At 75.1% G+C, this 25,660-nt stretch carries 21 protein-coding genes; 15 read left to right on the top strand and 6 right to left on the bottom strand.

What is annotated here, in order from left to right:
* The first annotated feature begins 8 nt into the window (after positions 1-8).
* Genes KRAD_RS11790 through manD form a run of 4 tightly spaced genes read left to right on the top strand, consistent with a single transcriptional unit; the run spans position 9 to position 4,373 of the window.
* Complete coding sequence (locus tag KRAD_RS11790; RefSeq protein ID WP_012085839.1) at positions 9-1,310, top strand: ABC transporter substrate-binding protein; 1,302 nt, start codon at positions 9-11, stop codon at positions 1,308-1,310.
* Entirely contained in the window at positions 1,310-2,260 is a 951-nt protein-coding gene (locus tag KRAD_RS11785; protein ID WP_012085838.1) for a carbohydrate ABC transporter permease, read from the top strand. Before KRAD_RS11790 ends, KRAD_RS11785 begins: the two co-directional genes overlap by 1 nt.
* Positions 2,261-2,307: 47 nt before the next feature.
* The gene (locus tag KRAD_RS11780; protein ID WP_420812238.1) at positions 2,308-3,123 is read left to right on the top strand and encodes a carbohydrate ABC transporter permease; all 816 of its coding nucleotides are present in this window, start codon (positions 2,308-2,310) and stop codon (positions 3,121-3,123) included.
* Between the two features lie 29 nt (positions 3,124-3,152).
* Positions 3,153-4,373 carry a D-mannonate dehydratase ManD gene (manD, locus tag KRAD_RS11775; protein WP_012085836.1) on the top strand — a complete coding sequence of 407 codons (1,221 nt, stop codon included), beginning with the start codon at positions 3,153-3,155 and terminating at the stop codon, positions 4,371-4,373.
* Between the two features lie 3 nt (positions 4,374-4,376).
* On the opposite strand, the gene KRAD_RS11770 is transcribed toward manD, so the two are convergent.
* The 3 genes from KRAD_RS11770 to KRAD_RS27000 form a co-directional block, all read right to left on the bottom strand.
* On the bottom strand, positions 4,377-6,845 hold the full coding sequence (locus KRAD_RS11770) for an ABC transporter permease (RefSeq protein ID WP_012085835.1): 2,469 nt from the start codon (positions 6,843-6,845) through the stop codon (positions 4,377-4,379).
* Position 6,846: 1 nt separating this feature from the next.
* Complete coding sequence (locus KRAD_RS11765) at positions 6,847-7,521, bottom strand: ABC transporter ATP-binding protein (RefSeq protein ID WP_012085834.1); 675 nt, start codon at positions 7,519-7,521, stop codon at positions 6,847-6,849.
* Positions 7,522-7,589: 68 nt separating this feature from the next.
* The gene (locus KRAD_RS27000; RefSeq protein WP_041292047.1) at positions 7,590-7,823 is read right to left on the bottom strand and encodes a DUF3040 domain-containing protein; all 234 of its coding nucleotides are present in this window, start codon (positions 7,821-7,823) and stop codon (positions 7,590-7,592) included.
* Between the two features lie 181 nt (positions 7,824-8,004).
* Here KRAD_RS27000 and KRAD_RS11755 point away from each other — a divergent pair, with 181 nt between their 5' ends.
* From KRAD_RS11755 to KRAD_RS11730, 6 genes are all read left to right on the top strand, one after another.
* Entirely contained in the window at positions 8,005-9,396 is a 1,392-nt protein-coding gene (locus tag KRAD_RS11755; protein ID WP_012085833.1) for an ADP-ribosylglycohydrolase family protein, read from the top strand.
* A 36-nt stretch (positions 9,397-9,432) separates the two neighbouring features.
* Complete coding sequence (locus tag KRAD_RS11750) at positions 9,433-12,570, top strand: PD-(D/E)XK nuclease family protein (protein ID WP_012085832.1); 3,138 nt, start codon at positions 9,433-9,435, stop codon at positions 12,568-12,570.
* Positions 12,567-15,938 (top strand): UvrD-helicase domain-containing protein, encoded by a 3,372-nt coding sequence (locus KRAD_RS11745; protein WP_012085831.1) that lies wholly within the window; start codon positions 12,567-12,569, stop codon positions 15,936-15,938. Before KRAD_RS11750 ends, KRAD_RS11745 begins: the two co-directional genes overlap by 4 nt.
* A 26-nt stretch (positions 15,939-15,964) precedes the next feature.
* Positions 15,965-17,140: a PDDEXK family nuclease gene (locus KRAD_RS24340; protein ID WP_049821175.1), complete on the top strand. Its 1,176-nt coding sequence runs from the start codon at positions 15,965-15,967 to the stop codon at positions 17,138-17,140.
* Between the two features lie 262 nt (positions 17,141-17,402).
* Positions 17,403-17,756 carry a hypothetical protein gene (locus KRAD_RS11735; protein WP_012085829.1) on the top strand — a complete coding sequence of 118 codons (354 nt, stop codon included), beginning with the start codon at positions 17,403-17,405 and terminating at the stop codon, positions 17,754-17,756.
* A gap of 31 nt (positions 17,757-17,787) precedes the next feature.
* On the top strand, positions 17,788-18,246 hold the full coding sequence (locus KRAD_RS11730; RefSeq protein ID WP_012085828.1) for a macro domain-containing protein: 459 nt from the start codon (positions 17,788-17,790) through the stop codon (positions 18,244-18,246).
* Here KRAD_RS11730 and KRAD_RS11725 read toward each other — a convergent pair.
* Positions 18,243-19,046: a hypothetical protein gene (locus KRAD_RS11725; protein WP_012085827.1), complete on the bottom strand. Its 804-nt coding sequence runs from the start codon at positions 19,044-19,046 to the stop codon at positions 18,243-18,245. The two genes, KRAD_RS11730 and KRAD_RS11725, sit on opposite strands and share 4 nt — an antisense overlap.
* 224 nt (positions 19,047-19,270) lie before the next feature.
* Between KRAD_RS11725 and KRAD_RS11720 the strand changes: the two genes are divergently transcribed.
* A complete protein-coding gene (locus tag KRAD_RS11720) occupies positions 19,271-20,950 on the top strand; it encodes an amidase (protein WP_012085825.1) in 1,680 nt (559 codons plus the stop codon).
* Between the two features lie 27 nt (positions 20,951-20,977).
* On the opposite strand, the gene vsr is transcribed toward KRAD_RS11720, so the two are convergent.
* Positions 20,978-21,436, bottom strand: a complete 459-nt coding sequence (gene vsr / locus KRAD_RS11715; protein WP_012085823.1) for a DNA mismatch endonuclease Vsr — start codon at positions 21,434-21,436, stop codon at positions 20,978-20,980.
* A gap of 63 nt (positions 21,437-21,499) precedes the next feature.
* Between vsr and KRAD_RS11710 the strand changes: the two genes are divergently transcribed.
* The 4 genes from KRAD_RS11710 (at position 21,500) to KRAD_RS11695 (ending at position 24,910) form a co-directional block, all read left to right on the top strand.
* The gene (locus KRAD_RS11710) at positions 21,500-22,564 is read left to right on the top strand and encodes an HNH endonuclease domain-containing protein (protein WP_012085821.1); all 1,065 of its coding nucleotides are present in this window, start codon (positions 21,500-21,502) and stop codon (positions 22,562-22,564) included.
* An 81-nt stretch (positions 22,565-22,645) separates the two neighbouring features.
* Positions 22,646-23,473: a nuclease-related domain-containing protein gene (locus tag KRAD_RS26015; protein WP_012085819.1), complete on the top strand. Its 828-nt coding sequence runs from the start codon at positions 22,646-22,648 to the stop codon at positions 23,471-23,473.
* Between the two features lie 37 nt (positions 23,474-23,510).
* The gene (locus KRAD_RS11700; protein WP_012085818.1) at positions 23,511-24,563 is read left to right on the top strand and encodes an SDR family oxidoreductase; all 1,053 of its coding nucleotides are present in this window, start codon (positions 23,511-23,513) and stop codon (positions 24,561-24,563) included.
* The gene (locus KRAD_RS11695) at positions 24,560-24,910 is read left to right on the top strand and encodes a hypothetical protein (protein ID WP_041292045.1); all 351 of its coding nucleotides are present in this window, start codon (positions 24,560-24,562) and stop codon (positions 24,908-24,910) included. The genes KRAD_RS11700 and KRAD_RS11695 overlap by 4 nt, the downstream gene beginning before the upstream one ends.
* A gap of 15 nt (positions 24,911-24,925) precedes the next feature.
* Here KRAD_RS11695 and KRAD_RS11690 read toward each other — a convergent pair whose 3' ends face one another.
* Positions 24,926-25,537 carry a hypothetical protein gene (locus tag KRAD_RS11690; protein WP_012085817.1) on the bottom strand — a complete coding sequence of 204 codons (612 nt, stop codon included), beginning with the start codon at positions 25,535-25,537 and terminating at the stop codon, positions 24,926-24,928.
* Between the last annotated feature and the right edge of the window lie 123 nt (positions 25,538-25,660).

Raw genomic sequence — 25,660 nt, 5'->3', positions numbered from 1 at the left:
GGATGACGATGACGTCGACACCACCCGCGCTGACCCGGCGCGCCCTGCTGACCGCGACGGCCGGAGCGGGGACCACCGCGGCGCTGGCCGCGTGCGGTTCCGGCAGCGGCGCCGTCGGCCCCGACACCCCGCTGCGCATCGCCGCGGTCAACCACGTCTGGTCGCAGGCCATCGCCGAGCGGCTGCCCGAGTTCGAGGCGCTGTCCGGGCGGCGGGTCAGCATGCAGATGCTCACCGCCGACCAGCTCGGCAGCAGCTACAACGTCAAGCTCAACGCCTCCGCCACGGACATCGACGTCATGATGCTCCGCCCCCTGCAGGACCAGCTCCTCTTCGCCCGCAACGGGTGGCTGGCCGACCTCAGCGACCGGGTCACCGACCCCGCCTTCGCCTGGGACGACGTCCAGGCGGCCGTGCGCGAACGCTCCACCACCCGCGGCTCGGTCTACAGCGTCCCCGTCGTCACCGAACGGCCCGCGCTGTACTACCGCAAGGACCTGGTGGCCGCGCCGCCGCAGACCCTCGACGACCTCCTCGAGCAGGCCCTCACCCTCACCGACCGCGACGCCGGGACGTTCGGCTACGTCGGTCGCGGGCAGCGCGCCGGGGCGGTCAGCCAGTGGTCCAGCTTCCTGTTCTCCTTCGGCGGCGACTTCACCACCGACGACGGCCGCTCCGGCATCGGCAGCGAACAGGCGCGCGCGGCATACGCGTACTACGGGCGACTGCTGCACGAGGCCGGCCCACCCGGGGCGACGAACATGAGCCTGGAGCAGGCCATGCCGATCTTCGCCCAGGGCAAGGCCGCGTTCTACGTCGACGCCGACGCCATCTACACCAATTTCCTCGACCCCACGATCTCCACCGTCATGGACACCGTCGGGTTCGCGCCCTTCCCCGCCGGACCGGCCGGGGCCGTCCCCTACAACGTCCCCTCGTGGGCGCTGGCGGTGAACGGGTTCTCCCGGCTGCAGGACGAGGCGTGGACGTTCCTGCAGTGGGCCGCCGGCCCCGAGCGGGTCTCCGAGATCCAGTCCGCCGGCATCCCCGGCGCGCGCACGTCGGTCTGGGCCGACCCCGCCACGACGGCGGCGTTCCCGCCGGAACTGGCCGAGGCGATGCGGGTCAACACCGAGAACGGCACCGGCCACGACCGCCCCGAGGTCATCCAGGTCGGCCGGGCCCGCGACATCGTCGGGCGGCCGCTGGTCGCCGGGATCCTCGGCGAGGACGTCGACCTCGCCGCCGACGACGCCGACGCCGAGTTCGCCGACTTCCTCGTCCGCGACAACCGCCAGCAGGAGTTCTGATGTCGACGACCTCCCCCCACCTCACCTCCGGCCGGCTCACCGTCACCCCCGGCGGGAAGCGGCCGCGGACGTTCGAGCAGCAGAACCGGCGCCTGAAGTGGCTCATGCTCGGCCCCGCGCTCGCGTTCGTCGGGCTGATGATCGTCTTCCCACTGCTGTTCACGCTGAACCTCAGCCTCACCGACGCGTTCGGGGCGGTGAACTCCGGGCGCCGTTACCTGGGTCTGCAGAACTTCGCCGACGCCCTCGGCGACGGCCGCCGCTTCTGGCCCGCGCTGGGCCGCACCGCCGTCTTCACCGTCGGCGCCGTCGTCCTGGAGACGATCCTCGGCCTGGCCATCGCGATGCTCATGCGCAAGGCGTTCACCGGGGCCCGCGTCGTCCGGACGATCCTCATGGTGCCGCTGCTGGCGACCCCCGTCGCCATCGGCATCCTCTGGCTGCTCATCCTCGACCCCACCAACGGCATCGCCAACCACCTGCTGGAAGGCGTCGGCCTGCCCCGCCAGGAGTTCCTCGGCTCGGTCTCGCAGTCCCTCGGCGTGCTGATGCTGCTCGACGTGTGGCAGTGGACGCCGATGATGACGATCCTGCTACTCGCCGGGCTCTCGACCCTGCCGGAGGAACCGGAGGAGGCGGCCGTCGTCGACGGGGCCAACGCGTGGCAGCGGTTCCGGTTCGTCGTCCTGCCCATGCTGTCGACGACCCTGTTCACCGCGCTCATCCTGCGGGCCGTGGACGCGCTGAAGACGTTCGACATCCTCTACGCCACCAAGGGCGCCGGAGGCGGGTCCGACTTCGAGGTCGAGACCCTCAACGTCTACGCCTACGGCCTCACCTTCGACTACCAGGAATACGGGCTCGCCGCGGCCGTCCTCGTCCTGTTCACCCTCCTCATCATCGGCGTCGTCCTCGTCCTGCGCGCCCGCTCCGGAAGGACCCGCTCGTGAGCACCGCGACCGCCACCCGCCTCGACCCCCGCCCCGCTCCGCGCCCCGTGGTCCGGCGCTCCCCGTGGGGAGCGCTGCGGGCGATCGCCATCACGCTGGTCTGCCTCGTCATCGTCGCGCCCGTGGTGTGGATGATCGCCGCGGCGTTCAAGACCAACGTCCAGGTGACCGACCCCACCGTGGGGCTGGTCTTCTCCCCCACGCTGGACAACTTCCGCAACGTCCTCGCCGACGGGGAGATCCTCCGCTCGCTGGGGAACTCCGCGATCGTCGGCGTCGTGTCCACGGTGCTGGCCGCGGTCATCGCCGTCCCCGCCGCGTGGGCGGTGGGACGGTTCGCGATGCAGCGCACCGGGTCCCTCGTCCTCGTGGCGCGCATCGTGCCGGCGATCTCGCTGCTCGTGCCCTGGTACTACCTCTTCGCCCAGGTGGGCCTCGTCGGCAGCTACACCGTCCTGGTGCTCAGCCACATGTTCGTCGCCGTCCCGCTCATCCTGTGGATCATGATCGGGTTCTTCGAGGGCCTGCCCGTCGAGCTGGAGGAGGCCGCCCGCACCGACGGGTTGTCCCCGTTCGGGGCGTTCCTGCGGATCGCGCTGCCGCTGGCCGCGCCCGGTACGGCGACCGCGGCGCTGCTGGCGTTCATCGCGAGCTGGAACAACTTCATGTTCGCCCTCATCCTCTCCGACGAGGACACCCAGACGATGCCGGTGACGTTGTTCACCTTCATCTCCTACGCCAGCACCGACTGGGGCGGTCTCATGGCCGCCGCCACCCTCATGACCGTCCCCGTGCTGCTGGCCGCCGTGTTCGGCCAGAAGTACCTCGTCGCGGGTCTGACCGCCGGCGCCACCAAGGGCTGAGGCCCGCAACCCCGAGCTCCAGGAGAACCGTGAAGATCGTCGACGCGACCGTCCTCGTCACCTGCCCCGGCCGCAACTTCGTCACCCTGAGGATCACCACCGACGAGGGGGTCACCGGCCTCGGCGACGCGACCCTCAACGGCCGTGAGCAGGCCGTCGTCGCCTACCTGCGCGAGCACGTCGTCCCCCTGCTGCTGGGCACCGACCCGCACCGCATCGAGGACACCTGGCAGTCGCTGTACCGGGGGGCGTACTGGCGGCGCGGGCCGGTGACGATGGCCGCGATCGCCGCCGTCGACGTCGCCCTGTGGGACATCAAGGCCAAGGTCGCCAACCTCCCGCTGTACCAGTTGCTCGGCGGCGCCTCGCGCGAGCGGGTCCGCACCTACGGGCACGCCAACGGCCGCGACATCCCCGAACTCCTCGACTCCGTCCGCGCCCGGCAGGCCGAGGGGTACCAGGCGATCCGGGTCCAGACCGGCGTCCCCGGGCTGCGGAAGGTCTACGGCGTGCACACCGGCGAGGCCATCGCCCACAACCCCACCCGCTTGGACCAGCGGGCCGTGCCCGTCGTGGAGGACTGGGACACCCCCGCCTACCTGCGCCACCTGCCGACCGTGCTGGAAGCGGTCCGGAACGAGTTCGGCCCGGAACTGCCCCTGCTGCACGACGCCCACCACCGCCTCACCCCGCTGCAGGCCGCGAAGCTGGGCAAGGACGTCGAGCGCTACGACCTGTTCTGGCTGGAGGACTGCACCCCGGCGGAGAACCAGGAGGCGTTCCGCCTCGTCCGCCACCACACCACCACCCCGCTGGCCGTGGGCGAGGTGTTCAACACCGTCTTCGACTACCAGACCCTCATCGCCGAGCAGCTCATCGACTACGCCCGCTCCGCGGTGACCCACTTCGGCGGCGTCTCCGCGCTGCGGAAGCTGTTCGACTTCGCCGCCCAGCACCAGGTCAAGAGCGCCATCCACGGACCGGAGGACATCTCCCCCGTCGGCATGGCCGCCGCGATCCACCTCGACCTCGCCGTGCACAACTTCGGGATCCAGGAGTACTCCGGGCACACCGACGCCACGAACGAGGTGTTCCGGCACGCCTACACGTTCACCGACGGCCACCTGCACCCGGGTGAGGCGCCGGGGATCGGCGTGGACTACGACGAGGAGCTCGCCGCGGCCCACCCCTACGACCCGGCGTACCTGCCGGTGAACCGGCTGGCGGACGGGACCGTGCACGACTGGTGAGCCTCAGGCCCGGCGCAGCGTGCGCCGGGCCGACAGCTCCACCGCCGGCAGCGCGACCGCCACCACGACGGCGACGGTGGCCACCGGGAACCACCAGGGCCCCGCCGCCCACGGGCGACCGAGGAAACCGACCCCCAGCAGCGCCAGCGGGACCACCGAGACGGCGATCCCGGCGAGCACCGCGGCCGCGGCGAGCCACACGTTCTCCCGCCGCACCGCGACCCGGACCTGCCCGGGGGTGGCACCGGCGTGGCGCAGGGCCTCGAACTCGCCGCGCCGGGCCGTGGTGGAGGCGACGAGGGTGTTGACCACTCCGAGCAGCAGGTACGCGACGAGGATCCCGAGAACGGCGAAGTTCAGCACGGTGTTGGCCGGGACGGCGATCGACGTGGTGGTTCCCGCCAGTTCCACCCCCGGGCGGTTCCGCAGGACCGCGGCCAGCGCCCGGTCGGCCGCCGCGCCGTCGGTGCGCACCAGCAGCCGGTCGGGGAGGCGCCCGGACGTGTGGTCCCGCACCAGGTCGGCCGGCAGCGCGACCTCGCCGAGCCCCCCGCCGCGGGAGTGGACGGCGACGACGCGGACCGTGGTCTCCGTCCCGTCGCCCAACCGCAGCGGCACCGAGCTCCCCACCCCGACGCGCAGGAACCGGGCGGCCGCCTCGCCCAGCGCGGCGGTGCTCCCCGTGAGGTCGTCGAGGGTTCCGTCGGTGACACCGAGGTCGAGGACCCTCCCGGCGCCCGGGCCCAGGACGAGCGCGGGTTCGGCCTCCACCTCGGGCTCGCCCAGCACCGTCCGGCCCAGCACCACGCTCGTGTCGCCGACGGCGGCTGCGCGGACCCCCGGGACGGCGGTGACGGCGTCGAGCAGGTCGTCCCCCACCCCGCCGACGGCGGTGACGGTCCGGGTGCCGGCGGTCGCCGCCGCGGTGTCGCGGGTCGCGGCGGCCAGGACGGTCGTCTGGGTCAGGGTGTACGTCAGGGCGAACACCACCGTGGCCGTCAGCGCGGTCGTCGTGCCCGCCGAGCGGACGAGGTTCCCGCGCAGGTTCTGCACCGCCAGCCACGACGTCACCGAGCGGTGGGCGCTGCCCCGGCGGAAACCGCCGCGACGGACGAGGAGCTCGCTGCCGCGGCGCAGCAGGTCCGGCCCGGCCAGCGCGATCCCGACGGCCGCGACCATGCCCGCGAGCGCCGTGCCGGCCGCGGCGTCGAGCGTGCCGGAGAACAGCGGCGGCGCGGCCAGGGGGATCGAGGCCGCGACGAGGACCAGGCCGACGAGCGTCCTCGGGCGCGAGGGCGTCCGGGGACCGGAGGTGGACTCGGCGAGGACCTCGGCCAGCGGGGCGCGGGAGGTGCCCCGCGCCGCCCACCGGCCGGCGCCCTGGGCGATCAGGGCCACGACGAGCAGGGCCGCCAGCGCCGGGAGCGGGCTGAGGGCGAGCGGCAGGTCGGGCGGGACGAGACCACCGGCGGCGAGCAGGTCCAGCGAACGCCCGGCGAGGAGGTACCCCAGCAGGATCCCGGGCAGCGCGGCGGCGGTCCCGACCAGGGTGGCCTGCCCGGCGACCAGGGACCGCACCTGCCGCGGGGTGGTGCCGACCGCGCGCAGCAGCGCCAGGTCGCGCCGCTGGGTCGCGACGACGGTGCCCAGCGCGCCGGCGACGACGAGACCGACGACGACCAGCGGGACCCCGCCCATCGAGGAGGCCAGGACCACCAGCGTGCCCCGCTGCGCCCCCGCGGAGGGCAGGGTCGCGTCGCCGCGGGCGGCGCCGGTGGCCACGACGAACCTCGACCCGGCGTCCTCGCGGGCGAGCAGGGTGCGGACGGCGGCCGCGACCTCATCGGCCCGGCCGTCCTCGACCCGCACCCCGACGAGGTCGGCGCGCCCGGGACCAGCGACGGCCTCGACGGCGGCGTCGTCGAGGAGGACCCCGGTGGCGGGGGCGGCGGCGAGGGCGGCGACCCGCGCGGGGCGGTCCCGGCCGGCGACGCGCAACGTCACCTCGTCCCCCACCCGCACCCCGGCCGCCGCGGCGACGTCGGCGGCGAGCGCGACCCGGTCACCGTCGAGGGCGGGGAGCGCGTCCCCGCTGCGGGCGGCGGAGGACTCCCCGTGACCGGAGGTGGCGACGACCCGTCCGCCGGGGCCGACCACCGCGAGCGGGAAGGACACGTCCGCCACCGCGGCCCGGACGCCGGGGACCTGCGCCAGCCGGTCCGCGAGAGCGGCGGGGACACCCACCCGTTCGGGCAGGGCGACGTCGACGTCCTCGGCCGTGGGCAGGGACTGCTCGGCGGAGACGACCACGTCGGCGGCGGCGAGCCGGCCGACGGGCAGGTGCGAGCGGACCCCGGTCTCGGCCAGGACCCCGGTGGCGGTCAGCAGCAGCGCCGCGCCGAACAGGGCGCAGGCAACGGCCACCATGGCGGGGATCCGGTGGCGCAGCAGGGTCAGGCACAGGCGCAGCACGTCAGTTCCCCTCGTCGTCGGTGGTGCGGTCGTCGGTGATGCGGCCGTCCTCGACCACGAGCGTGCGGTGGGCGCGGGAGGCGGCGGCGGGGTCGTGGGTGACCATGACGACGGTCTGCCCGAGCTCGGTGACCAGGTCGCGCAGCAGGTCCAGCACCGCGGCGCCCGTGCGCGGGTCCAGCGCCCCGGTGGGTTCGTCGGCGAAGACCACGGCGGGGTCGGTGACCAGGGCGCGGACGATGGCCGCCCGCTGCTGCTGACCGCCGGACAGTTCCGCCGGGTGGTGCCCGAGCCGGTCGCCCAGCCCGACGCGGTCGACGAGCCGGCGGACCCGCTCGACGTCCGGGGCGCGCCCGGCGAGTCGCAGCGGCAGGGTGATGTTGTCGGCGACGGTGAGCGCGGGCAGCAGGTTGTAGGCCTGGAACACGAACCCGACGCGGTCGCGGCGCAACCGGGTGCGGGCGGTCTCGCCGAGCCCGGTCAGGTCGGTGCCGGCGAGGCGGACGCGGCCGCTGGTGGGGACGTCGAGGCCCGCGGCGCACTGCAGCAGCGTGCTCTTGCCGGAACCGGAGGACCCGGTGACGGCCAGGAACTGCCCGCGCGGCACCCGCAGCGAGACGTCGCGCAGGGCGACGATCCCCCCGGGGTGGGCGCGGGTGACGTGGTCCAGTTCCACCGCGAGAGGTTCCGCCCCGACCGGATCCAGGGCCGGGGCGGACCGCCGGAGCTGCTGCGGGAGCGCGTTCACCGGCGGGACCGGCGGGCGGTGACCAGGCCGACGATGCCGCCGAGGGCGGTCACCCCGCCGGTCACCCCGACGGCCAGCGGCAGCGTCCCGGCCGATCCGGCGACGTTGACGAGCAGACCGACGACCAGCAGGACCCACGCCCAGAGCGGGCGGGAACGGGTCGGGGCGGGGGGCGGCGGGACGGCTCCACGGCGGTCCGCGGGGTTCTCGATCGCGTACGGGTCCTTCACGACGACTCCTGGGAACGGCGGGGTGGTTGACGTGATCCATCGTGGTTCTCGCGGCCGGTCCGTCCCATCCCCTCGGCTACCCGAACGAGGTGGTGCTGGCTGTACCCGGCGCCCGCTGGGCCACCCCCGCACGACGTGCGGCAACCTGGGGTGGACGTGTCCCGCCGATCGAGGAGGTCCCGTGGACCGGCAGCACCGGGTGATGGGCGCGATCGTGGGTTCCGCCGTCGGCGACGCCCTTGGCGCCCCCTTCGAGTTCGGCCCACCGGGCGCGTTCAGCACCCGCTTCCCCAGCCCCGCCCGCGGGGTCGACACCGAGATGTGCGGCGGCGGGACGCTGGGCTGGGCGCCCGGGGAGTTCACCGACGACACGCAGATGGCCCTGCTGCTCGGGCAGTCGCTGGTGGAGCACGACGGGCTGGACGAAGCCGACGTCTTCGCGCGGTTCCAGCGGTGGGCGCAGGCCGACCCGCCCGACATCGGGATCCAGACCTCCGCGGTGCTGCGCTCCGGCCACCCGTGGGACACCGCCGCCGCGGAGCACGTCCGCGCCGGGCACCGCGCGGCGGGCAACGGCTCGCTCATGCGCACCACCCCGGCCGCGGTGTTCTTCGCCCCGCGGGGTCGGGCGGCGAGCACGGACGCGGCGCGGCGGATCAGCGCCCTCACCCACGGCGACCCCGCGGCCGGGGAGGGGTGCGCGATCTTCTACGAGGTGCTGCGGGTGCTGCTCGACGGCGGGGACGCCGACGACGCCGTCGCTGACGCCCTCCCCCTGGTGGCCGAACCGCACCGCGCGAAGTGGGCGCAGGTCTGCGACCCGGCCTGGACCCCGGCGGACGCCACCGAGGCCAACGGGGCGGTGTGGCCGACGCTGGGGTCGGCGCTGTGGGCGCTGCGGGGTTCCACGACGTTCGAGGAGGCGCTGCGTCTCGTCGTGGACCTCGGCGGGGACACCGACACCGTCGCCTGCGTCACCGGCGCGCTCGCCGGGGCGCGGGCGGGCATCACCGGCATCCCGATCCGGTGGACGTCCGTCGTGCACGGGCGGGTCCCCGGGTTCCCGGGGAGGTGGGAACTGCGCGACCTGCAGCTCCTCGCCGTGCGCCTCGACGGCACCCGGCACGCCCGCCTGCACGAACCGCCCCCCACCCGGGGACTGGAACCCCGGGAGGTCGCGCCCGGGGTGTGGGCGTCCGACCTCGACGGCGCGCGCCGCAGCGACCGCGACTTCGCGGTGGTGTCGTTGTGCCGCACCGGGGGGCGGTTCGGCCACGACGTGCAGCGCTTCGCCTACTTCACCGACGACGACAGCAACTCCGAGATCGCCACCGTCCTCGACGACGTGCTCGACGACGTCGCCGCGTTGCGCGCCGAGGGGAAACCGGTCCTCGTGCACTGCCACGCCGGCGCCTCCCGCACCGGGCTGGTGCTGCGGGCGTGGCTGGTGCGCTCGGAGGGGTTGTCGGCGCGGGAGGCGACGCAGCGGGTAGCGGCGGCGTGGCCGCACCTCAGCACCTGGAACGGCACCTTCACGGCGGCGCTGCAGGAGCTGGCCCGCGGCACCCGGTGAGTCGACAGCGCGCTCATCGCTGATTACTTTCGGTACATGGCTCCGTCCGGACGCGTGGTCGTGCGTGGCGGCGACGCCCCGACGGTGACCGCTCTGCGCACGCTCATCGCCGAGGCCCAGCGCGACGACCCGCTGGCCCCCGTCGACGTCGTCGTGCCGACGAGCTTCGCCGGGGTCACCCTGCGCCGGGCGGTGGCCGCTGGCGGCGGGCTGGCCAACGTCCGCTTCCCCAGCCTGCCGCAGCTCGCCGAGCGCCTGAGCGCCCGGCACCTCGCCGTGGGCGCGGAGGAGGCCCGCACGGTGCTCACCTCCACCGCCCGGTCCATCGCCGTGCGGGCCGCGATCGCCGGGCTGGACCCGACGCCGGGGTCGCTGGCCGCCGCGGGCCGGCACCGCGCCACCGCCGAGCTGCTGGAGGGGCTGGCCGCCGAGCTCGACGACGCCGGGGTGGACGGGCACACCGGGGCACCGCTGAGCGCGCGCGGGCAGGAGGTGCTGGAGCTGCACCGCGCCTACCGCGGGCACCTCGGTGCCGCGCTACCGGAGGCGCGGCTGCTGGAGGTGGCCGTCGAGGCGCTGGCCGCAGGCAGCGCACCGGACACCCACGTCGTTCTCGTGGCCCCCGGCCGGCGCACCCGGGCGGAGGACCGGCTGCTGGCGGCCCTGCACGCCGCCGGCCGGCTCAGCGTGCTGTGCTGCGACGCGCAGGACACCGCGTGGGCCGCGGAACTGCTCGGCCAGCAGGTCGCACCGCCGGCTGAAGGAGCCGCCACCGCGTACGTCGACCTCGTCGTGGCCCCGGACCCGGAGGAGGAGGTGCGGCTGGCGGTGCGGTCGGTGCTGGCGCACCTGCAGGAGAACCCGGCGCGCCCGGACCGCATCGGCATCGCCTTCACCAGCTCCCGGCCCTTCGCACGGCTGCTGGCGGAGCAGCTGTCCACCGCCGGTCTGCCGCACCACGTCCCCGGGCAGCGGACGCTGGCGCAGACGGTGGCCGGGCGCACGCTGATCGGCTTGCTGGAGCTGCACCGCCGCGGCTACCCGCGCGCCGACGTCTCCGCGTTCTTCGCCAGCGGGCCGCTGCTCACCGCCGACGGGACGTACGTGCCGGCCTCCACCTGGGAACGCGTCTCCCGCACCGCCGGCGCCACCCGGGGCCTGAGCACCTGGCGGCAGCGGCTGGACCGCTTCGAGCAGCAGGGCCCGCGGCACACCGGCGACGAGGAGAGCATCCGGCAGGTCGCGGCGGCCCGCTCGCTGCGGTTGACGCTCGATGGGCTGGCCGCCGCGGCCGAAGCAGCGCTGGGCGCGCCGACGTGGGCGCACGCGGCGGAGGCGCTGCGGGTGGCGCTGCGGGTCTGCCTGGGTGACCGCCGCAGCGTCGACGGCTGGACGCTGCGCGCGGAGGCCGACCTCCAGCGGGCCGTGGAGCTGGAGCAGCAGGCCCACGACGCCGTGGACACCGCCCTTGGAGCGCTGGCGCAGCTCGACGCCACTGGTCAGGGACCCGACGCCGCCGCGGTGCGCGATGCCGTGACCGACGCGCTCGGGACCGCGGCGCCCAGCGCCACCGTGCTGGGCCGCGGCATCCTCGTCGGGCCGGTGCGGGAGTTCGCCGGCGCCGACCTGGACCTGCTGCTCGTGCTCGGCCTGAGCGAGGACGCCGCTCCGGCCCGCCAGCGCGAGCACCCGGTACTGCGCGACGCCGACCGGGAGCTCCTCTCCCCCGACCTGGCCACGCTCGCCTCGCGCCGCGCCGACGAGCAGCGCGCCTGGCGCGCGGCGCTGCGCACCGCACCGCAGATCGTGCTGTCCTGCGCGCGGGCGAACTCCCGCACCCAGCGGCGGCAGTTCGCCTCCCCGTGGTTCCTGGAGCAGGCGTCGCTGCGCGCCGGCCGCCCCGTCGGCGCCGGTGAGGTGGACAGCCCCGGCAGCGCCCTGCCGGGGCTGCGCAGCTACGACTCGTTCGTCGACGCCCTGGACCGCGGCGGGGAGTTCACCTCCGTGCACGAGCTCGACGCGGCCCGCACGGTGCTGGCCGGGGCCGTGGACGAGCTGGCCGCTGCGGACCCGCGGTTGCAGCGGGGGCTGGTCGCCGCGCGGGCGCGGGCGCGTGGGGAGTTCGGGCCGTGGACGGGCGGGACGGAGGAGCTGCCGGAGGGGCTGCGGGAACGGGTGGACCGCGGGCACTCGGCCACCTCGCTGGAGCGCTGGGCGACCTGCCCGGCGCGGCACCTGTTCCGGGACGTGCTGCGGGTGGGGCGGCTGGAGGAGGCGGCCGAGCACGACAGCGTCAGCCCCGCCGATCGGGGTTCCCTGCTGCACGACGTCCTCGAAGAGTTCCTGCGACCCCACCTGGGCACGCCCGAGCAACCCGGCCGCTCTCCCGACGCCGCTTGGACGCCGGAGGAGGTGCAGGCGGCGCTGGACCTGCTCGACACCCACGTCGCCCGGCTGGAGCGGCGCGGTGGGCTGGGCCGCCACCCGGCGCTGTGGCCGGTGCAGCTGCGGGAGCTGCGCCGCCAGGTGGCCGACCTGCTGGCCGCTGACAGCGCGCGGAGGGCAGCCGAGCGTTCTTGGCCGATCGCTGTGGAAGCAGCGTTCGGCGACGAGGACGCCCTCGTCCTCGACCTGCCGACGCAGGGTGCGCTGCGGTTGAGCGGTCGCATCGACCGGATCGACGCCACCGCGGCTGGCGGGCTCGTGGTGCAGGACTACAAGAGCGGGAAGTCCAGCAGCTACGGCGAGTTCCCGAAGCGGGGGGCCGCCGCCGACGACACCGACCTCACCGACCGCGGCCGGCGCCTGCAGTTGCCGCTGTACGCGCTGGCCGCCCGCTCCCTCACGGGGAACCCCGCCGCTGCGGTGGAGGCGTACTACACGTTCACCCCCGACTCCTCCCAGCGTGGTGCCGCGGTGGGCCCGCAGCAGGAGCGGCGCTTCCTCGACGTCCTCGACGTCACCGTCGGCGGCATCCGCGCCGGCACCTACCCCGCCAATCCCGGCGCGGAGACGTACGGTGGCTGGCAGTCGTGCCGGTACTGCGACTACGACCGGGTCTGCCCCACGACGCGCGGCGAGCAGTGGGAGCAGGTGCGCACCGACGAGGCCGTCCGCGCCTACGCCCGACTGGCCGACCCCGGTCCCCCCGAGCCTCCGGAGGACGGGCAGTGAACTCCGCACCGCAGGACCAGAGCGCCCGTGACCGGGTCCGCACCAGCCACGCCGAGACGCTGTTCGTCGAAGCCGGTGCGGGCACCGGGAAGACGACCGCACTCGTGGCGCGTGTCGTGCACATGGTCGCCACCGGCCACCTGCAGCACGTCGGCGAGCTCGCCGCCATCACCTTCACCGAGAACGCCGCCTCGGAACTGCGCAGCCGCATCCGGGAAGGTTTGGAGGACGCCGCACGGGGAGAGCACCGCGGCACCACCTACGAGCCGCAGGAACGGGACTGCTGCCGCACGGCCGCCGCCGCCCTCGACGACGCCGCCATCGGCACCCTGCACGGCACGGCGATCCGCATCCTGCAGGAGGCGCCCCTGGAAGCGGGCCTGCCGCCCGGGTTCGCCGTGGCGTCAGCGACGGGTGGCGACGAGCTCGACGACGACGCCTGGGAGGACTTCCTCGCGGACCTGCTCGCCGACCCCGCCGTCGCCGACCACGTCACCGCCGCCTTCACCCTCGGCCTCAGCACCTCGGCCCTGCGCGGCACCGCCGCGACGCTCGCCGGCGCCTGGGACCGGTTGCGCTCCCAGCCGCTGCGCGAGCGCCCGCTGCCTCCCGTCGAGGCCGGTGACGTGCTGGCTCCGCTGCGCGCCGTGCTGGCCGCCGCGGACCGCTGGCCCGAGGGCGACAAGCTCACCACCCACCTGCGAGAGGTCGTGCACCCCTTCGCGCAGGCGGTGTCCGCCGCCACGGACCGCTGGGACGTCCTCGCCCTGCTCGGGGACGTGAAGCTGTCCTCCAGCGGTGGCAGGAAACCCGCGTGGCAGCAGGCGGGGCTGGACAAGGCCGAGGTCGTCGACGCGCTCGCCCACGCCCAGCGGGCCGTCGAGGACCTGCGCTCGGCGGTGGGAGCCGCCACCACCAAGACGCTGACGGCGCGGGTGCAGGACTGGCTGCTCGCCGAGGCCGACCGCCGCCGGGAGCTCGGTGCCCTGAGCTTCCACGACCTGCTCGTCCTGGCCCGCGACCTGTTGCGCCGGAACCGGGACGTGCGTGAGCGCCTGCACGCGCAGTGGCCCGTCCTGCTCATCGACGAGTTCCAGGACACCGACCCGCTGCAGGTGGAGATCGCCTGCCTGCTCGCCGGCGACTGCGGGGAGGAACCTCCTGAGCAGTGGCAGGAGATCCCCGTCGCCCCCGGCCGGCTGTTCTTCGTGGGTGATGCCAAGCAGTCGATCTACCGCTTCCGCGGCGCGGACGTGGCGACGTTCACCGCCGTCGGCGACCTGCACGAACGTGGCCGCACGGGACTGGCGGTGAACTTCCGCAGCGTGCCCGGTGTCCTGGAGGCCGCCAACCACGCCTTCCGCACGCTCATCGGCGCCGACCCTGCCGCGGGCATCGCCTACGCCGACCTGCACCCGGCCCGGGACGGCGGTGCGGACGGGGTTGACGTCCCGGTGCTGCTGCTGGGCGGGGACCGGGACGTCCCCGCCGGCGCGCTGCGCGACCTCGAGGCCGAGCACGTCGCCGACGTCATCGCCCGCGCCAAGGCGGAGGGCTGGCCGGTGGAGGCCAGCACCCGCCACCCCGACGGCACCAGCACCCGCGGGCAGCGCCCCGCGCAGTACCGCGACGTGACGGTCCTGCTGCCCACCCGCACCCCGCTGGCCAGCATCGAACGGGCGCTGGAGGGCCGCGACATCCCCTACCGCGTCGAGAGCCGCTCGCTGGTGTGGTCGACCGACGCGGTGCGCGCCGTGCTGGCGCTGCTGCAGGCGGTGGACTCCCCCGCCGACCAGGTCGCCCTGCTGGCCGCGCTGCGCCAGCCGGGTCTGGCGTGCTCCGACGTCGACCTCGTCGGCTGGCGGGCCGCCGGCGGCCGTTGGTCGATCCACGCCGCCGTGCCGGAGGGCATCGACGAGCAGCACCCCGTCGCCGCCGCGCTGCGCACCCTGCGGCGTTGGCACGAGCAGCGCTGGTGGGTGCCCGTCAACCAGCTCGTCGAGGAGGTCGTGCGGGAGCTGCGCCTGGTGGAGCTGACCGCCTCCCAGCGCCGTCCCCGTGACCACTGGCGCCGGTTGCGCTTCGTCGTCGACCAGGCGCGCGAGTGGTGCGACCGAGGGGGCTCCGGGCTCACCGGGTTCCTCAGCTGGACGGTGCGGCAGCAGCAGGACAGCGCCGACCTCGTGGAGACCGTCGTTCCCGAACCCGACGACGACGCGGTGCGGATCCTCACCGTCCACGGTTCCAAGGGGCTGGAGTTCCCCGTCACCGTGGTCGCCGGTCTCAACGGTTCCGGCCGCGACGACGCCACCGTGCTGTGGGCACCGGACGGCCCGCTCGTGCGCTTCCGCGCCGACGTCCTGGAGATGCCCGGCTGGCGGCAGGCGTCCCAGGACGAGAAGGCGGAGTCCGAGCAGGAGGCGATCCGCCTGCTGTACGTCGCGCTCACCCGCGCGCAGGACCACCTCGTCGTCGGCTGCTACCACAAGCCGTCCAGGACCGGCGGCAGCCGGGCGCAGAAGCTGTGGGAACTGCTCGCCGACAGCGGTCTGGCGCGCTGCGAGAGCGAACCCCGAGCTCAGCGCGCGGCGCAGGGAACGGCTCCGGCAACGCCCTTCCAGGTGCTCGTTCCGGAGGACGAGGGGAGGACAGCGCGCGATCTGCCCGACCGCGCGGAGTTCCTCGAGCAGCGCGCCGCTCTCCTCGCGGCCCTGCACGCCGCCGTCGCCACCAGCGCCACCGCAGTGCGTCAGGCGACCGCGGTCCCCACCAGCGGGCCGAGCCGCGAGGAGGAACCCGCGAAGGAGCACGACGCACCGGACACCACCGCTGGGGACGAGGCCGGGGTCCGGCCACCGCGGCGCACCACCCGCCGTCGCGGCGCCGCCGTCGGCACGGCCGTGCACCGGGTGCTGGAACTCGCCGACCTGCGCTCCCCCTCCCGCGAGGAGGTGCGCCGGCTCGCGGAGGCGGTCTGCGCCGCCGAGCAGGTCCCCGACTCCACCGGCGAGGTCGAGCAGCGCGCGTGGTCGGCGCTGACCGCGCCCGTCGTGCGGGACGCCGCCGACGGCGGGCGCACCTGGCGGGAGGTGTACCTCGTCGTCGACGACGGGCAGCGCTACCTGGAGGGGTACGTCGACCTGCTCGCCGAGACGAGCACCGGCGAACTGGTCGTCGTGGACTACAAGACGGACCGGGTGCGCAGCGCCGCCGACGTGGCGGCCAAGGAGCAGCACTACGCCGGCCAGCTCGACGCCTACGCCGACGCCCTGGCCCGGGTGCTGGGCCGGCGGCCGGACGACACCCGGCTGGTGTTCGCCCAGCCCGGGGAGCAGTGGGTGCACGGCCACGCCGGGACCACGACATGACCGACGTGCCGGACCGAGGAGGAGACGTGCTCGACGACGGGATCTTCCTGGAGGCGGGGGGTGAGCTGATCGTGCTCGAGCAGCACGACTACGCCACCGAGGACGTGCTGCAGCGGGTGCTCGCGACCCACCCCGGTGTCCTCGCCGGCTCCAGCACGGCAGGAGGTGCGGCTCGCCTGCTGCTGATCGGCCGCGAGGTCCGCATCCCCGTCGAGGAGGACGGCAGCGGCAACCTGCGCATCGACCACCTCTTCCTCGACGCGCAGGGCGTTCCCGTGCTCGTGGAGGTCAAGCGTGCGTCCGACACCCGAACCCGCCGCGAGGTGGTCGCCCAGATGCTCGACTACGCCGCCAACGCCGTGAAGCACCTGCCGTTGCAGTGGCTGCACGACCGGCTCGAGGAGACGGCGGCACACGGCGAGGAGGACATCGACGACCTGCTCGCCAGGCTCAGCCCCGAGCAGAGCGCCGAAGAGCTCTGGCGCGATGTCGAGGCCAACCTGCGGGCGGGACGGATCCGCATGCTCATCGTCGCCGACCGCCTCCCCGACTCCCTGGTGCGGATCATCGAGTTCCTCAACGAGCAGATGAACCCCGCCGAGGTGCTCGGCGTCGAACTGCGCCGCTACGCCGGCGGAGAGCACACCGTGTACGTGCCGCGCGTGCTCGGCCGGACAGCGGCAGCGGAGTCGGCGAAGACCCGGGCTCCGCTGGAGGGGCAGCAGTGGGACCGGGAGAGCTTCCTGGCGGCGGCCCAGGAGCGGTGCACTCCTGCCGAGGTCGCGCTCGTCCACCGGCTGCTCGACGAGGCGGAGTCCCACGGCTCGCGGGTCGCCTGGGGCAAGGGAGCAACGCCCCGGCTCAACGCCTGGTACGCCTTCGGGGAGCAGCAGGCTCGCGTCTGGGTGCTGAACGTCAACACCGGCAAGAGCAGCACGCGGCCTTGGTTGAAGTTCCACTTCGACGCCCTGTCGTCCCGGCTGAGCGCCGAGCAGGTCGAACGCACCGCGAGCCTGCTCGAGGGCGTGCCGGTGCTCGCCGAGCGCATCCGGGACGCCAGACGGAGGAACTGGCAGGCTGAGCCCGCCGTCCACCTGCCCGAGGTCGTCGGCGACGCCGCCGCGGTCGACGCCATCTTCCGCGCGCTCGACGCCCTGCGTGTCGCGGACGGCGGCATCCCTTCTCCCACCTCGGGGGCGTGATCCGGCGCGGACCGCGAGCCGGGCTGGATCGACACCGGGCGTCGGGCGGCTCACGACCCGCTCGCGGTTCGTGGCACCCCGCCGGCGTCCGACCGGGTGGTCCTGCACGGGTCGGAGTCACCACGATCCGAGGGCGTGTGCAGTCGGAATGGTTGCAGCAGAGGGCCACTCACCAGACCGGATCCACCGGTGGGCAGCACTTCGTGTCGGACCCTCCCGGCACTCTCCCGTCGTCGGAGCAGTGCACCGGTCAGGAGGCGGCATGAGCAGCAAGCGTCGGGTGAAGCGGGCGGAGCGGCGACGGGCGCAGGTCCGCGCCTACGTCAGCCAGATGCGGCGGTGCCGCTGCGGGAAGATCCACTGCCAGGACCGCGAGGACGCGGTCCGCAAGCACGCCCTGGCGCTCGCCTGGAACGGCGACCACCAAGAGCCGGTGCGCTACTACGCGTGCACGTTCGGCGGCTGGCACTGGACGCGCGAGCTCGACGACTCCCGCCACCGCACCCCGAAGCCGGTTGCGACCCGGCCGACGCGATCCGCGACCGACCTGACGCCGGAGCAGCAGGCGTGGATCGACGAGCTGGCCACGCAGGCCGCGCACGCCCTCGCCGCCTGAGACCACCGGCCCCGACCGCCCGAGGAGATCGATGCCCACCACGCACACCACCGGAGATCTGCTCACCCTCGGCCTGCCCGCCCTCGCCCACGGCTGCAACTGCCGCGGATCGATGGCCGGCGGGATCGCACGACAAGTCCGGGAGCGCTGGCCCGCGCTGGTGCGCGAGTACGAGCGCCGCTGCCTGGCCGGGGAGTTCCGGCTCGGCGACGTGATGCCGTGGGAAACGCCGGAGGGAGTGGTGGTCTATAACCTCGCCACCCAGGTGGAACGGGGTGCGGACGCGCGGCTGGAGGCGATCGATGCGACGGTGCGGGCCGCCCTCGCGGACGCCGCAGCCCGCGGCATCGACCGACTGGGGGTGCCGCACCTGGGTTCGGGCATCGGCGGGCTGCGGTGGCCGGACGTGTGGAAGCTGCTGGAGGACGCCGGGGCGGGGTCGCCGGTGGAGCTCGTCGTCGTCGGCCGGGTGCACAGGGACCGCGGCTAGCGCGGCACCAGCAGTTCCCGGGCCTCGTCGGTCAGCAGAGCCTCGGCCTCCGCCCACGGCACCACGTAGCTCCGGGTCCCGTGCCCGCCGAGCTGGAAGTCCTGGAAGGAGAACGCGAGCCCGTCGGGCCCGGACTGCCAGGTCGCCCAGTTCCCCACCTCGGGGGTGAGCCCCTCCGGCGCGGTGACGGGTTCGCCCCGCGCGGCGGCGAGGTCCTCGACGACGGGGGCGAGGTCCGCGAGCGCCGCCGGCGGGTCGGTGAAGAGGACGTCGAGGGTCACCGGCCGTCCGCGGCGGACGTCGACGACGGTCGAGGCCAGGGTGGTCGTGGGGTGGGCGGTGCCCTCGGTGCCGTCGACGACCTCCAGCAGCACCTGCGCGGTGCGCCCGTCGTTCGTGGTGACGACGCCCCGGCCGGTGATCGTGCGCGGCGGGTCACCGTCCTGCACGGTGGTGCGAGCCCGTTCGACGACGTCCTCCGCGGAGGCGACGACGCGCCGGTTCACCTCGTCCGCCACCGGGGCACCGGCGAAGCGCGGCAGCACCACGTCCCACGTGAGGGATCCGGCGGTGCCGGTGAGGCGGGTCTCGGTCCACGGGAGGGCCGCCGACGCCGGGGACGCGGTCGACCCCGGGAACGTCGCGACCGGGGTCGCCGGGGGCGAGCTGCTCGCCGACGGGACGGTGGCGTCCCCCGCGGCGGCGGGAGTCGTGCGATCGGCACCGCAGGCCGTGAGGCCGACGGCGGTGACGGCGAGGAGCGCGGCGGCGCGGCGCACCACCGGGCGGGAGGCGGACATGACGGAGGCCCTTCACCGGCGACGAGGAGGGCGAGCCTACGGATCCGGCGCCGTTCGCGGCGGGGGATTTCCGCGCGGGAGAGCCGCCGGCGGCAGCCGTCCCCGCGCAGCCCACCCCCACCCCACCCGCCTCAGGCGTAACACAGCCGTCACCGGTTCGACGCGCAGGCGACTCCGAGCCCCCCTACGGTCCGAGCCGACACCCCACCGTCCTCGGAGGTTCTGTGCCCGTCCCGTCCCGCGTCCGCCGCCGTTCCGCAGCCCTGCTGGCGGCGACCGCGCTCTGCCTCGCCCCGGCCCTCGCCCCCGCGAGCGCCGCCCCCACCCCGCACGACGAGCTCCCCCGCGTCGTCGGTCTCAGCGTCACCGACCAGCTGGGCCTCCTCGCCGCGGGGGAGACCTCCTCGGTGGACCTGGTCCAGGCCTACCTGGACCGCATCGCCGCCTACGACGACGCCTACGCCGACCAGCCCGGTCTGCAGGCCGTCGTCACCGTCAGCCCCACCGCCCTGGAGAACGCGCGCCTGCTCGACGCCGAACGCGCCGCCGGGATCTCCCGCGGGCCCCTGCACGGGGTGCCGGTGCTGGTGAAGGACAACTACGCCACCTACGACATGCCGACGTCGGCGGGCAGCGAGGCGCTCGCCGACTACCAGACCACCGAGGACTCCACCGCGGTGGAACGCCTGCGCGACGCCGGAGCGATCATCGTCGGCAAGACGAACATGGCCGAGTTCGCCTGGCACGGCACGTACACGCTGTCCTCGGTGCGCGGGGAGACCCACAACCCCTACGACCAGGACGTCAGCGCGTCCGGCTCCAGCGGCGGCACCGGCGCGGCGATCGCCGCGGGCTTCGCCGCCGCGGGCCTCGGGACGGACTCCTGCGGATCGATCATCGGGCCCAGCGCCCACCAGAGCCTCGTCGGCTACCGCCCCACGATGGGCCTGACCAGCGTCGCCGGGATCGTGCCGCTGTCGGTGCGCCAGGACGTGTCCGGGCCGATGACCACGACAGTGGAAGACGCCGCCCTGCTCGGCAGCGTCCTCGCCGGGGTCGACCCCGCCGACCCGCAGACCGCGATCGCCGCCGAGCAGGACCCGGCCACCTTCGTCCCCGGGCTCAGCGACACCGCGTTGCAGGGCAAGCGGATCGGCACCTTCCACTGGGACTACTCGACCGCCACCCCCGAGGGGCCGCGGCCGGGCACCGAGGAGGTCACCGCGATCGTCGACCGCGCCGTGGACGACCTCGCCGCCCAGGGCGCGGAGATCGTCGACGTCCCGTTCACCCGCGAGTTCGTGCAGCAGCAGCTCGCCAGCGGGGGCTGGATCGACATGCGCCCCAGCGTCGACGCGTTCTTCGCCGCGACGGAGGCGCAGTGGCCCGCGGGTCTGGCCGAGCTCACCGCCCCCACCGACCGGCTGACGTTCTCCGACGTCGTCGCCGACGGGAAGTCCTCCCTGGACCAGGCGACCATCGACTCCTGGCTGGCCCTGGCCGACGTCCCCAACCCCGACTACGACGCCGCCGTCGCGGCGCAGGAGGCCGGGAAGGTGGCGATGGATGCGTTCTTCGTGGAGCACGACCTGGACGCGCTGGCCATGCCCACCTCCGAGGCGCCCGCGAACCCGGACTGGGCGGGCACGACGTTCTGCGACGTCGGCGCGAACACCGGGATCCCGACGATCTCCCTGCCCGCCGGGTTCACCGCCGCGGGTCTGCCCGTCGGGCTGGAACTCGCCGCGCCCCGCTCCACCGACGCGACCCTGCTCGCGATGGCCTACGACTACGAGCAGGCCACCGAGCACCGCCTGCCCCCGGCCAGCACGCCGGAACTCCCGCGCAACGGCGTGATCCCGAAGGCGGTGATCGCCACCGGCCCGTCGCGCGAGGACGGCTGAACCCCGCCGGGGGTGGCGCCGGCGGCCTCAGGGTCGCCGGTGCCGCCCGCGACGCGCGTGCACGAGACCGTGCACCCGGTCGGCCGCCGCGACGGGGCGTTCGTGCTCCCACACCCGCACCACGCACCACCCCGCGGCCGCGAGCACCGCGTCGGTGTCGCGGTCGCGGGCGGTGATGCTGGCCAGCTTCACCCGCCACCACCCCGCGTTCGCCTTCGGCCGGTGCACGTGGACGGGACAGGAGTGCCAGAAGCAGCCGTCGACGAACACCGCGACCCGGGCGCCGCGGAAGACGAGGTCCGCGCGCCGGCGGCGGTTCGTGCCCGGCGGGGTGGCGTCGACGAGGTAGCGCAGGCCGCGGCGGTGCAGTTCCCGGCGCAGGGCGAGTTCCGGGCGGGTGTCCTTCCGGCCGGTGCGGCGCATGATCGCGGACGCGTTGGGGTTCGACGGCGGTGGGGCGGGGCCGGGTTCCTCCCACGCGCTCACCGCCGCACCGTACGCGCGTCCCCGGACCCGCCCCGGCCCGCCGTCCACAGCTACCGTCGACCCGTGGCCCCGATCGACGCCCTCGACCTCGGGGCGCGCACCGCGCAGCTCCTCGCCACCGGCCGGCGCGTCTCCACGTACAAGCTCGCCGTGCTCAACGCCCTCGTCCAGCACTGCCTGGAGCACCCCGTCACCGACGACGCCCCCGCGAGGGTGCCGATCCCCGACCTGGCCGACCGGGTCGTCGAGGCCTACTGGCCGCAGGTCCGCGCCTTCGGCCGGGTGGGCCTGCTGCGGCAGAACGAGCAGGCGGGACGCGGGACCACCGTCGTCGACACCGTCCGGGAGCTGCGCGCCCTCGCCGAACGGCGCGGGCTGTCCACCCCGGCGCAGCTGCGAGCCGCGGAACCCGCGACGTGGCAGCGAACGCGACGCGCGCTCGCGATCGTCCTCGCGCAGCAGCCGCTGTCCGCGCTGCAACGCTCCGGCGGCCGCGAACCCGGCGTGGCGTTCCTCTACGACGACACCTGGCTCAGCAAGAAGGTGACCGTCGCCGCGCTCGACGCGCACGCCTGGAGCGTCGAGCTGTTCCCCGGGGTGTCGACGGCGCTGCGGCGGGTGGCGCCGATGCTGCAACCGGTCGTGCAGCAGTGGTGGGTCGAGGACGTGCAGCGGATGAACCGCGACGAGCTCGACGTGCCCGACCTGCACGGGTTCCTCTTCGGCGCCGAGCGCACCGCCGTGGCGCGCCTCGCCCCGGGCCTGCGCGCGCACCAGGACGGACGCTGCTTCTACTGCGCGGCACCCCTGCCCGCCCAGGTGCACGTCGACCACGTCCTGCCCTGGTCGCGCGTCGCGATCGACGGGGTGCGCAACCTCGTCGTCGCCGACCCGCGCTGCAACGGCGACAAGCTCGCCTCGCTGCCCGCGCTGGACCACGTGCGCGCCGCGCTGGGCCGTCCCGAGGCGGACCTGGCCGCGATCGCAGCACCCCTGCGGTGGCCGGTGGAGACGGAACGGGTGCGGGCCACCGCCCGCAGCCTGTACGGGGCCGCGCCGGCGGGGACGCCGCTGTGGCGGCGGGCGGGGCTCTACGACTTCCTCGCCGCGGGTTCGCCGGTCCCCTGACCCTGCGGGTCCCCGGCCCGGGGCTGACCCGTCCGGGGGACACCCCCTCAACCCGCCGAACCCCGCACCCGAGACGTCCCCGTGGGTGTGGCGGGGGCAGGAGCGGACGAGCAGGCCCGGCGGGCCGCCCGCCGCGTCGACCGCCTGCGCCGCGAGACCCCCACCGCCACCGAGCGGATCGCCGCCGCCGAACGCCGCGAGCACGCCTGGACCGCCGGCGCCGAGGGCGAGCGCCTCGTCGCGCAGACCCTCGCCGAGGTGGAGCGCCACGGGTGGACCGTCCTGCACGACGTGCGCTGGCCCGGACGCCGGTTCGCCAACCTCGACCACGTCGCGGTCGGCCCCGGCGGGGTCGTCGTCGTCGACGCGAAGAACTGGTCCGGGGACGTGACGGTGCGCGACGGCGTGCTGCGGGCGGGGTCGTACCGCAAGGACGACGAGCTGGAGGGGGTCGCGAGCGCCGTCGCGGCCGTCGCGGCCCTGCTGGAACCCCGGACCCGTTCCGCGGTGAGCGGGTTGCTGTGCCTGGTCGCGCACGAGCAGCCGCCGGCGCCGACGACGGCCGGGGTGACGGTGCTGGGCCGCGACCACCTCGTCGGGGAACTCCTGGCCCTGCCGCCGCGGTTGACCGGGGCCCAGGTCCGGCGGATCGCGGGTTCCCTGCGCTCGGAGCTGGACGACCGCCGCCCGGCGCTCGCCACCCCGACGACCCTCCCGACGGCCCGCCCGGCGGGCACCGCTGCGCGCCGCCCGCTGTCCTGGCTGCAGGCGCTGCTCCTCCTGGTCACCGTGCTGCTGCTGGTCGGTCTCGCGGCGTTCTCGATCACGACCCTCGCGCTGTCCGGGATCGGTGAGCTGCTCGGGCACCTGACCCACCCGCCGACGTCCGCGCCCCTCCACCCGCGCTGAACGAGCGACCCCGGCCCCACCCGGGCAGGCTGGTCCCGTGACCGACGCAGCCACCGCTCCCGCCGGCGACCTCGCCGCCCTCACCGCGTCCCCGTCCACCCGCGGGGTGGTGGTCGTGACGGGCGGCTCGGGCGGGCTGGGTCGGGAGATCGTCCGCCACCTCGCCCGCGCCGGGTGGGACGTGGCCGTCCTCTCCCGCGGCCGGGAAGCGCTGGCCGCCACCGTCGCCGACGTCGCCGCCACCGGCCGGCGCGGGCTCGGCGTGGTGTGCGACGTGTCCGAGCACGAGCAGGTCGAGGCCGCCGCCGACGAGGTGGAGGAGGTCCTCGGGCCGATCGCGGTGTGGGTGAACGACGCCATGACCAGCGTCTTCGCGAAGTTCGTCGAGACCGACCCCGAGGACTTCGAGCGGGCCACCCGCGTGACGTACTTCGGGTTCGTCAACGGCACCCGGGCGGCGCTGCGGCGCATGCGACCCCGCGGTGCGGGGCACGTCGTGCAGATCGGCTCGGCGCTGTCCTACCGCGGCATCCCGCTGCAGTCGGCCTACTGCGGCTCCAAGCACGCGGTGGTGGGCTTCACCGAGAGCGTCATCACCGAACTGCTCCACGAGGGCAGCCCGGTGAAGGTCTCGATGGTGCACATGCCGGGGATGAACACCACGCAGTTCGGCTGGGTCCGGACCCGCCTGCCCCAGCACCCGCAGCCGGTCGCGCCGATCTACCAGCCCGACGTGTGCGCGCGGGTGGTCGTGTCGGTGGTCGAGCGCCCGCGCCGCAGCACCTGGGTGGGGGAACCCACCGTGGGCACCATCCTCGGCAACCGCCTCGTCGCGCCGCTGCTGGACCGCTACCTGGCGAGGACGGGCGTCGACGGCCAGCAGACGGACCTCGACCGCTCCGTCATGACCGGCGACGCCCTGTGGGAACCGGTGCCCGGCGACCACGGTTCGCACGGCATCTTCGACGACAGCTCGTGGCGGACCAGCCCGCAGGTGTGGGCCCAGCTGCACCGCCGGCCCCTGGAGGTCGCGGCGCTGGCCGGGGCGGGGATCGGCGCGGCGGTCCTCGCCCTGCGGCGGCGCCGGTGAGCGGCGGGGTCCGCCCGGCCGAGCTCGCCCGGGCGGGGTGGGGGACGCTGCTCCTGCTGGCCCCGCGCCGGGTGCTCGGGGTCCTCGACGGGTCGGCCGCGGACGAGCGCGCCGTGCTGGTCGCGCGCGTGCTCGGCGGTCGTCACCTGCTGCAGGCCGTGGTGACCCTCGCCGTCCCGTCCCCGGCGACGTCGCGGGCGGGGGCGGCCGTGGACCTGCTGCACGCGGCGAGCGCGGGCGTCCTGGTCCGGCTGGACCCCTCGCGGGCGCGCTCGATTGTCGTGGACGCGGCGCTGGCGACCGGCTGGGCGGTGCTGTCCCTGCGGGACGCCGACGCCAGTCGCTGACCCCGGCCGCTGACCTCAGACGCCGACCGGGGTTCCCGCGGCCGTCAGCCCGGCGCGGTCCTCGTCGGTCCAGCCCGCGCTCAGCCCCCGCTGCGCGCGGTCCTGCACCCACGACAGCACCTCGGTGCGCGGGGTGCTGCCCTCCAGGCACCAGTGACTGATCGTCCGCCCGCGCCACGGCGAGCCGGTGCTCTTGCCGACGAAACCGGCGACGGCCCCGCGGGCGCGCAGGGTGCTCAGCGCCATGGCGACGCGACCGGACGCGGTGTTGGAGGCCGGCCCGAACATCGTGTGCCCGGCCTCGGCGACGTGGCGGGCGAAGACCTCGGGGGCGCGCTCGCGCAACCGCGCCTCGACGACGCCGAACTCCAGCCACGGGCCGCCGGCCTCGAAGCACGCGGTGAGGGGCTCGAGGAGGTCCGCGGTCACCCCGCTGGACTCCACCCGGGCCGGGGAGCGGCGCACGGTGCGGGTGGGTTCGACGGCGGGGTGGACGGTGAAGACCCAGGGGCCGGTACCGCGGTGGTCGCCCAGGCAGGTGTGGATGACCCCGCCGTCGGGGGCGTTCATCGGCAGCTGCATCTGCGAGTCGTCCTGGCAGTTGGTGCACAGCATGAAGTCGGCCACGAGGGGGCTTCCCGTCTCTCCGGGTGCTGCACGGGTGCAGAAGAGCCGACGCACTCGCCCTCGGCGCGCCGTCCCGTCCGCCGGACGGCGGGTTCGTGCACGGGCGTCCACGTCAACCATCGC

Origin of the sequence: Kineococcus radiotolerans SRS30216 = ATCC BAA-149, assembly GCF_000017305.1 — a bacterium.
Taxonomy (GTDB): domain Bacteria; phylum Actinomycetota; class Actinomycetes; order Actinomycetales; family Kineococcaceae; genus Kineococcus; species Kineococcus radiotolerans.
Note: the sequence above shows the minus strand (reverse complement) of the source record. Positions and strands in the feature narration are given on the sequence as shown.

Coding starts and splice junctions, on each gene's coding strand:
- KRAD_RS11725 (WP_012085827.1), bottom strand. CDS start 19,046: ATGTCCGCCTCCCGCCCGGTGGTGCGCCGCGCCGCCGCGCTCCTCGCC.
- KRAD_RS11785 (WP_012085838.1), top strand. CDS start 1,310: ATGTCGACGACCTCCCCCCACCTCACCTCCGGCCGGCTCACCGTCACC.
- KRAD_RS11730 (WP_012085828.1), top strand. CDS start 17,788: ATGCCCACCACGCACACCACCGGAGATCTGCTCACCCTCGGCCTGCCC.
- KRAD_RS11750 (WP_012085832.1), top strand. CDS start 9,433: ATGGCTCCGTCCGGACGCGTGGTCGTGCGTGGCGGCGACGCCCCGACG.
- KRAD_RS11790 (WP_012085839.1), top strand. CDS start 9: ATGACGTCGACACCACCCGCGCTGACCCGGCGCGCCCTGCTGACCGCG.
- KRAD_RS11735 (WP_012085829.1), top strand. CDS start 17,403: ATGAGCAGCAAGCGTCGGGTGAAGCGGGCGGAGCGGCGACGGGCGCAG.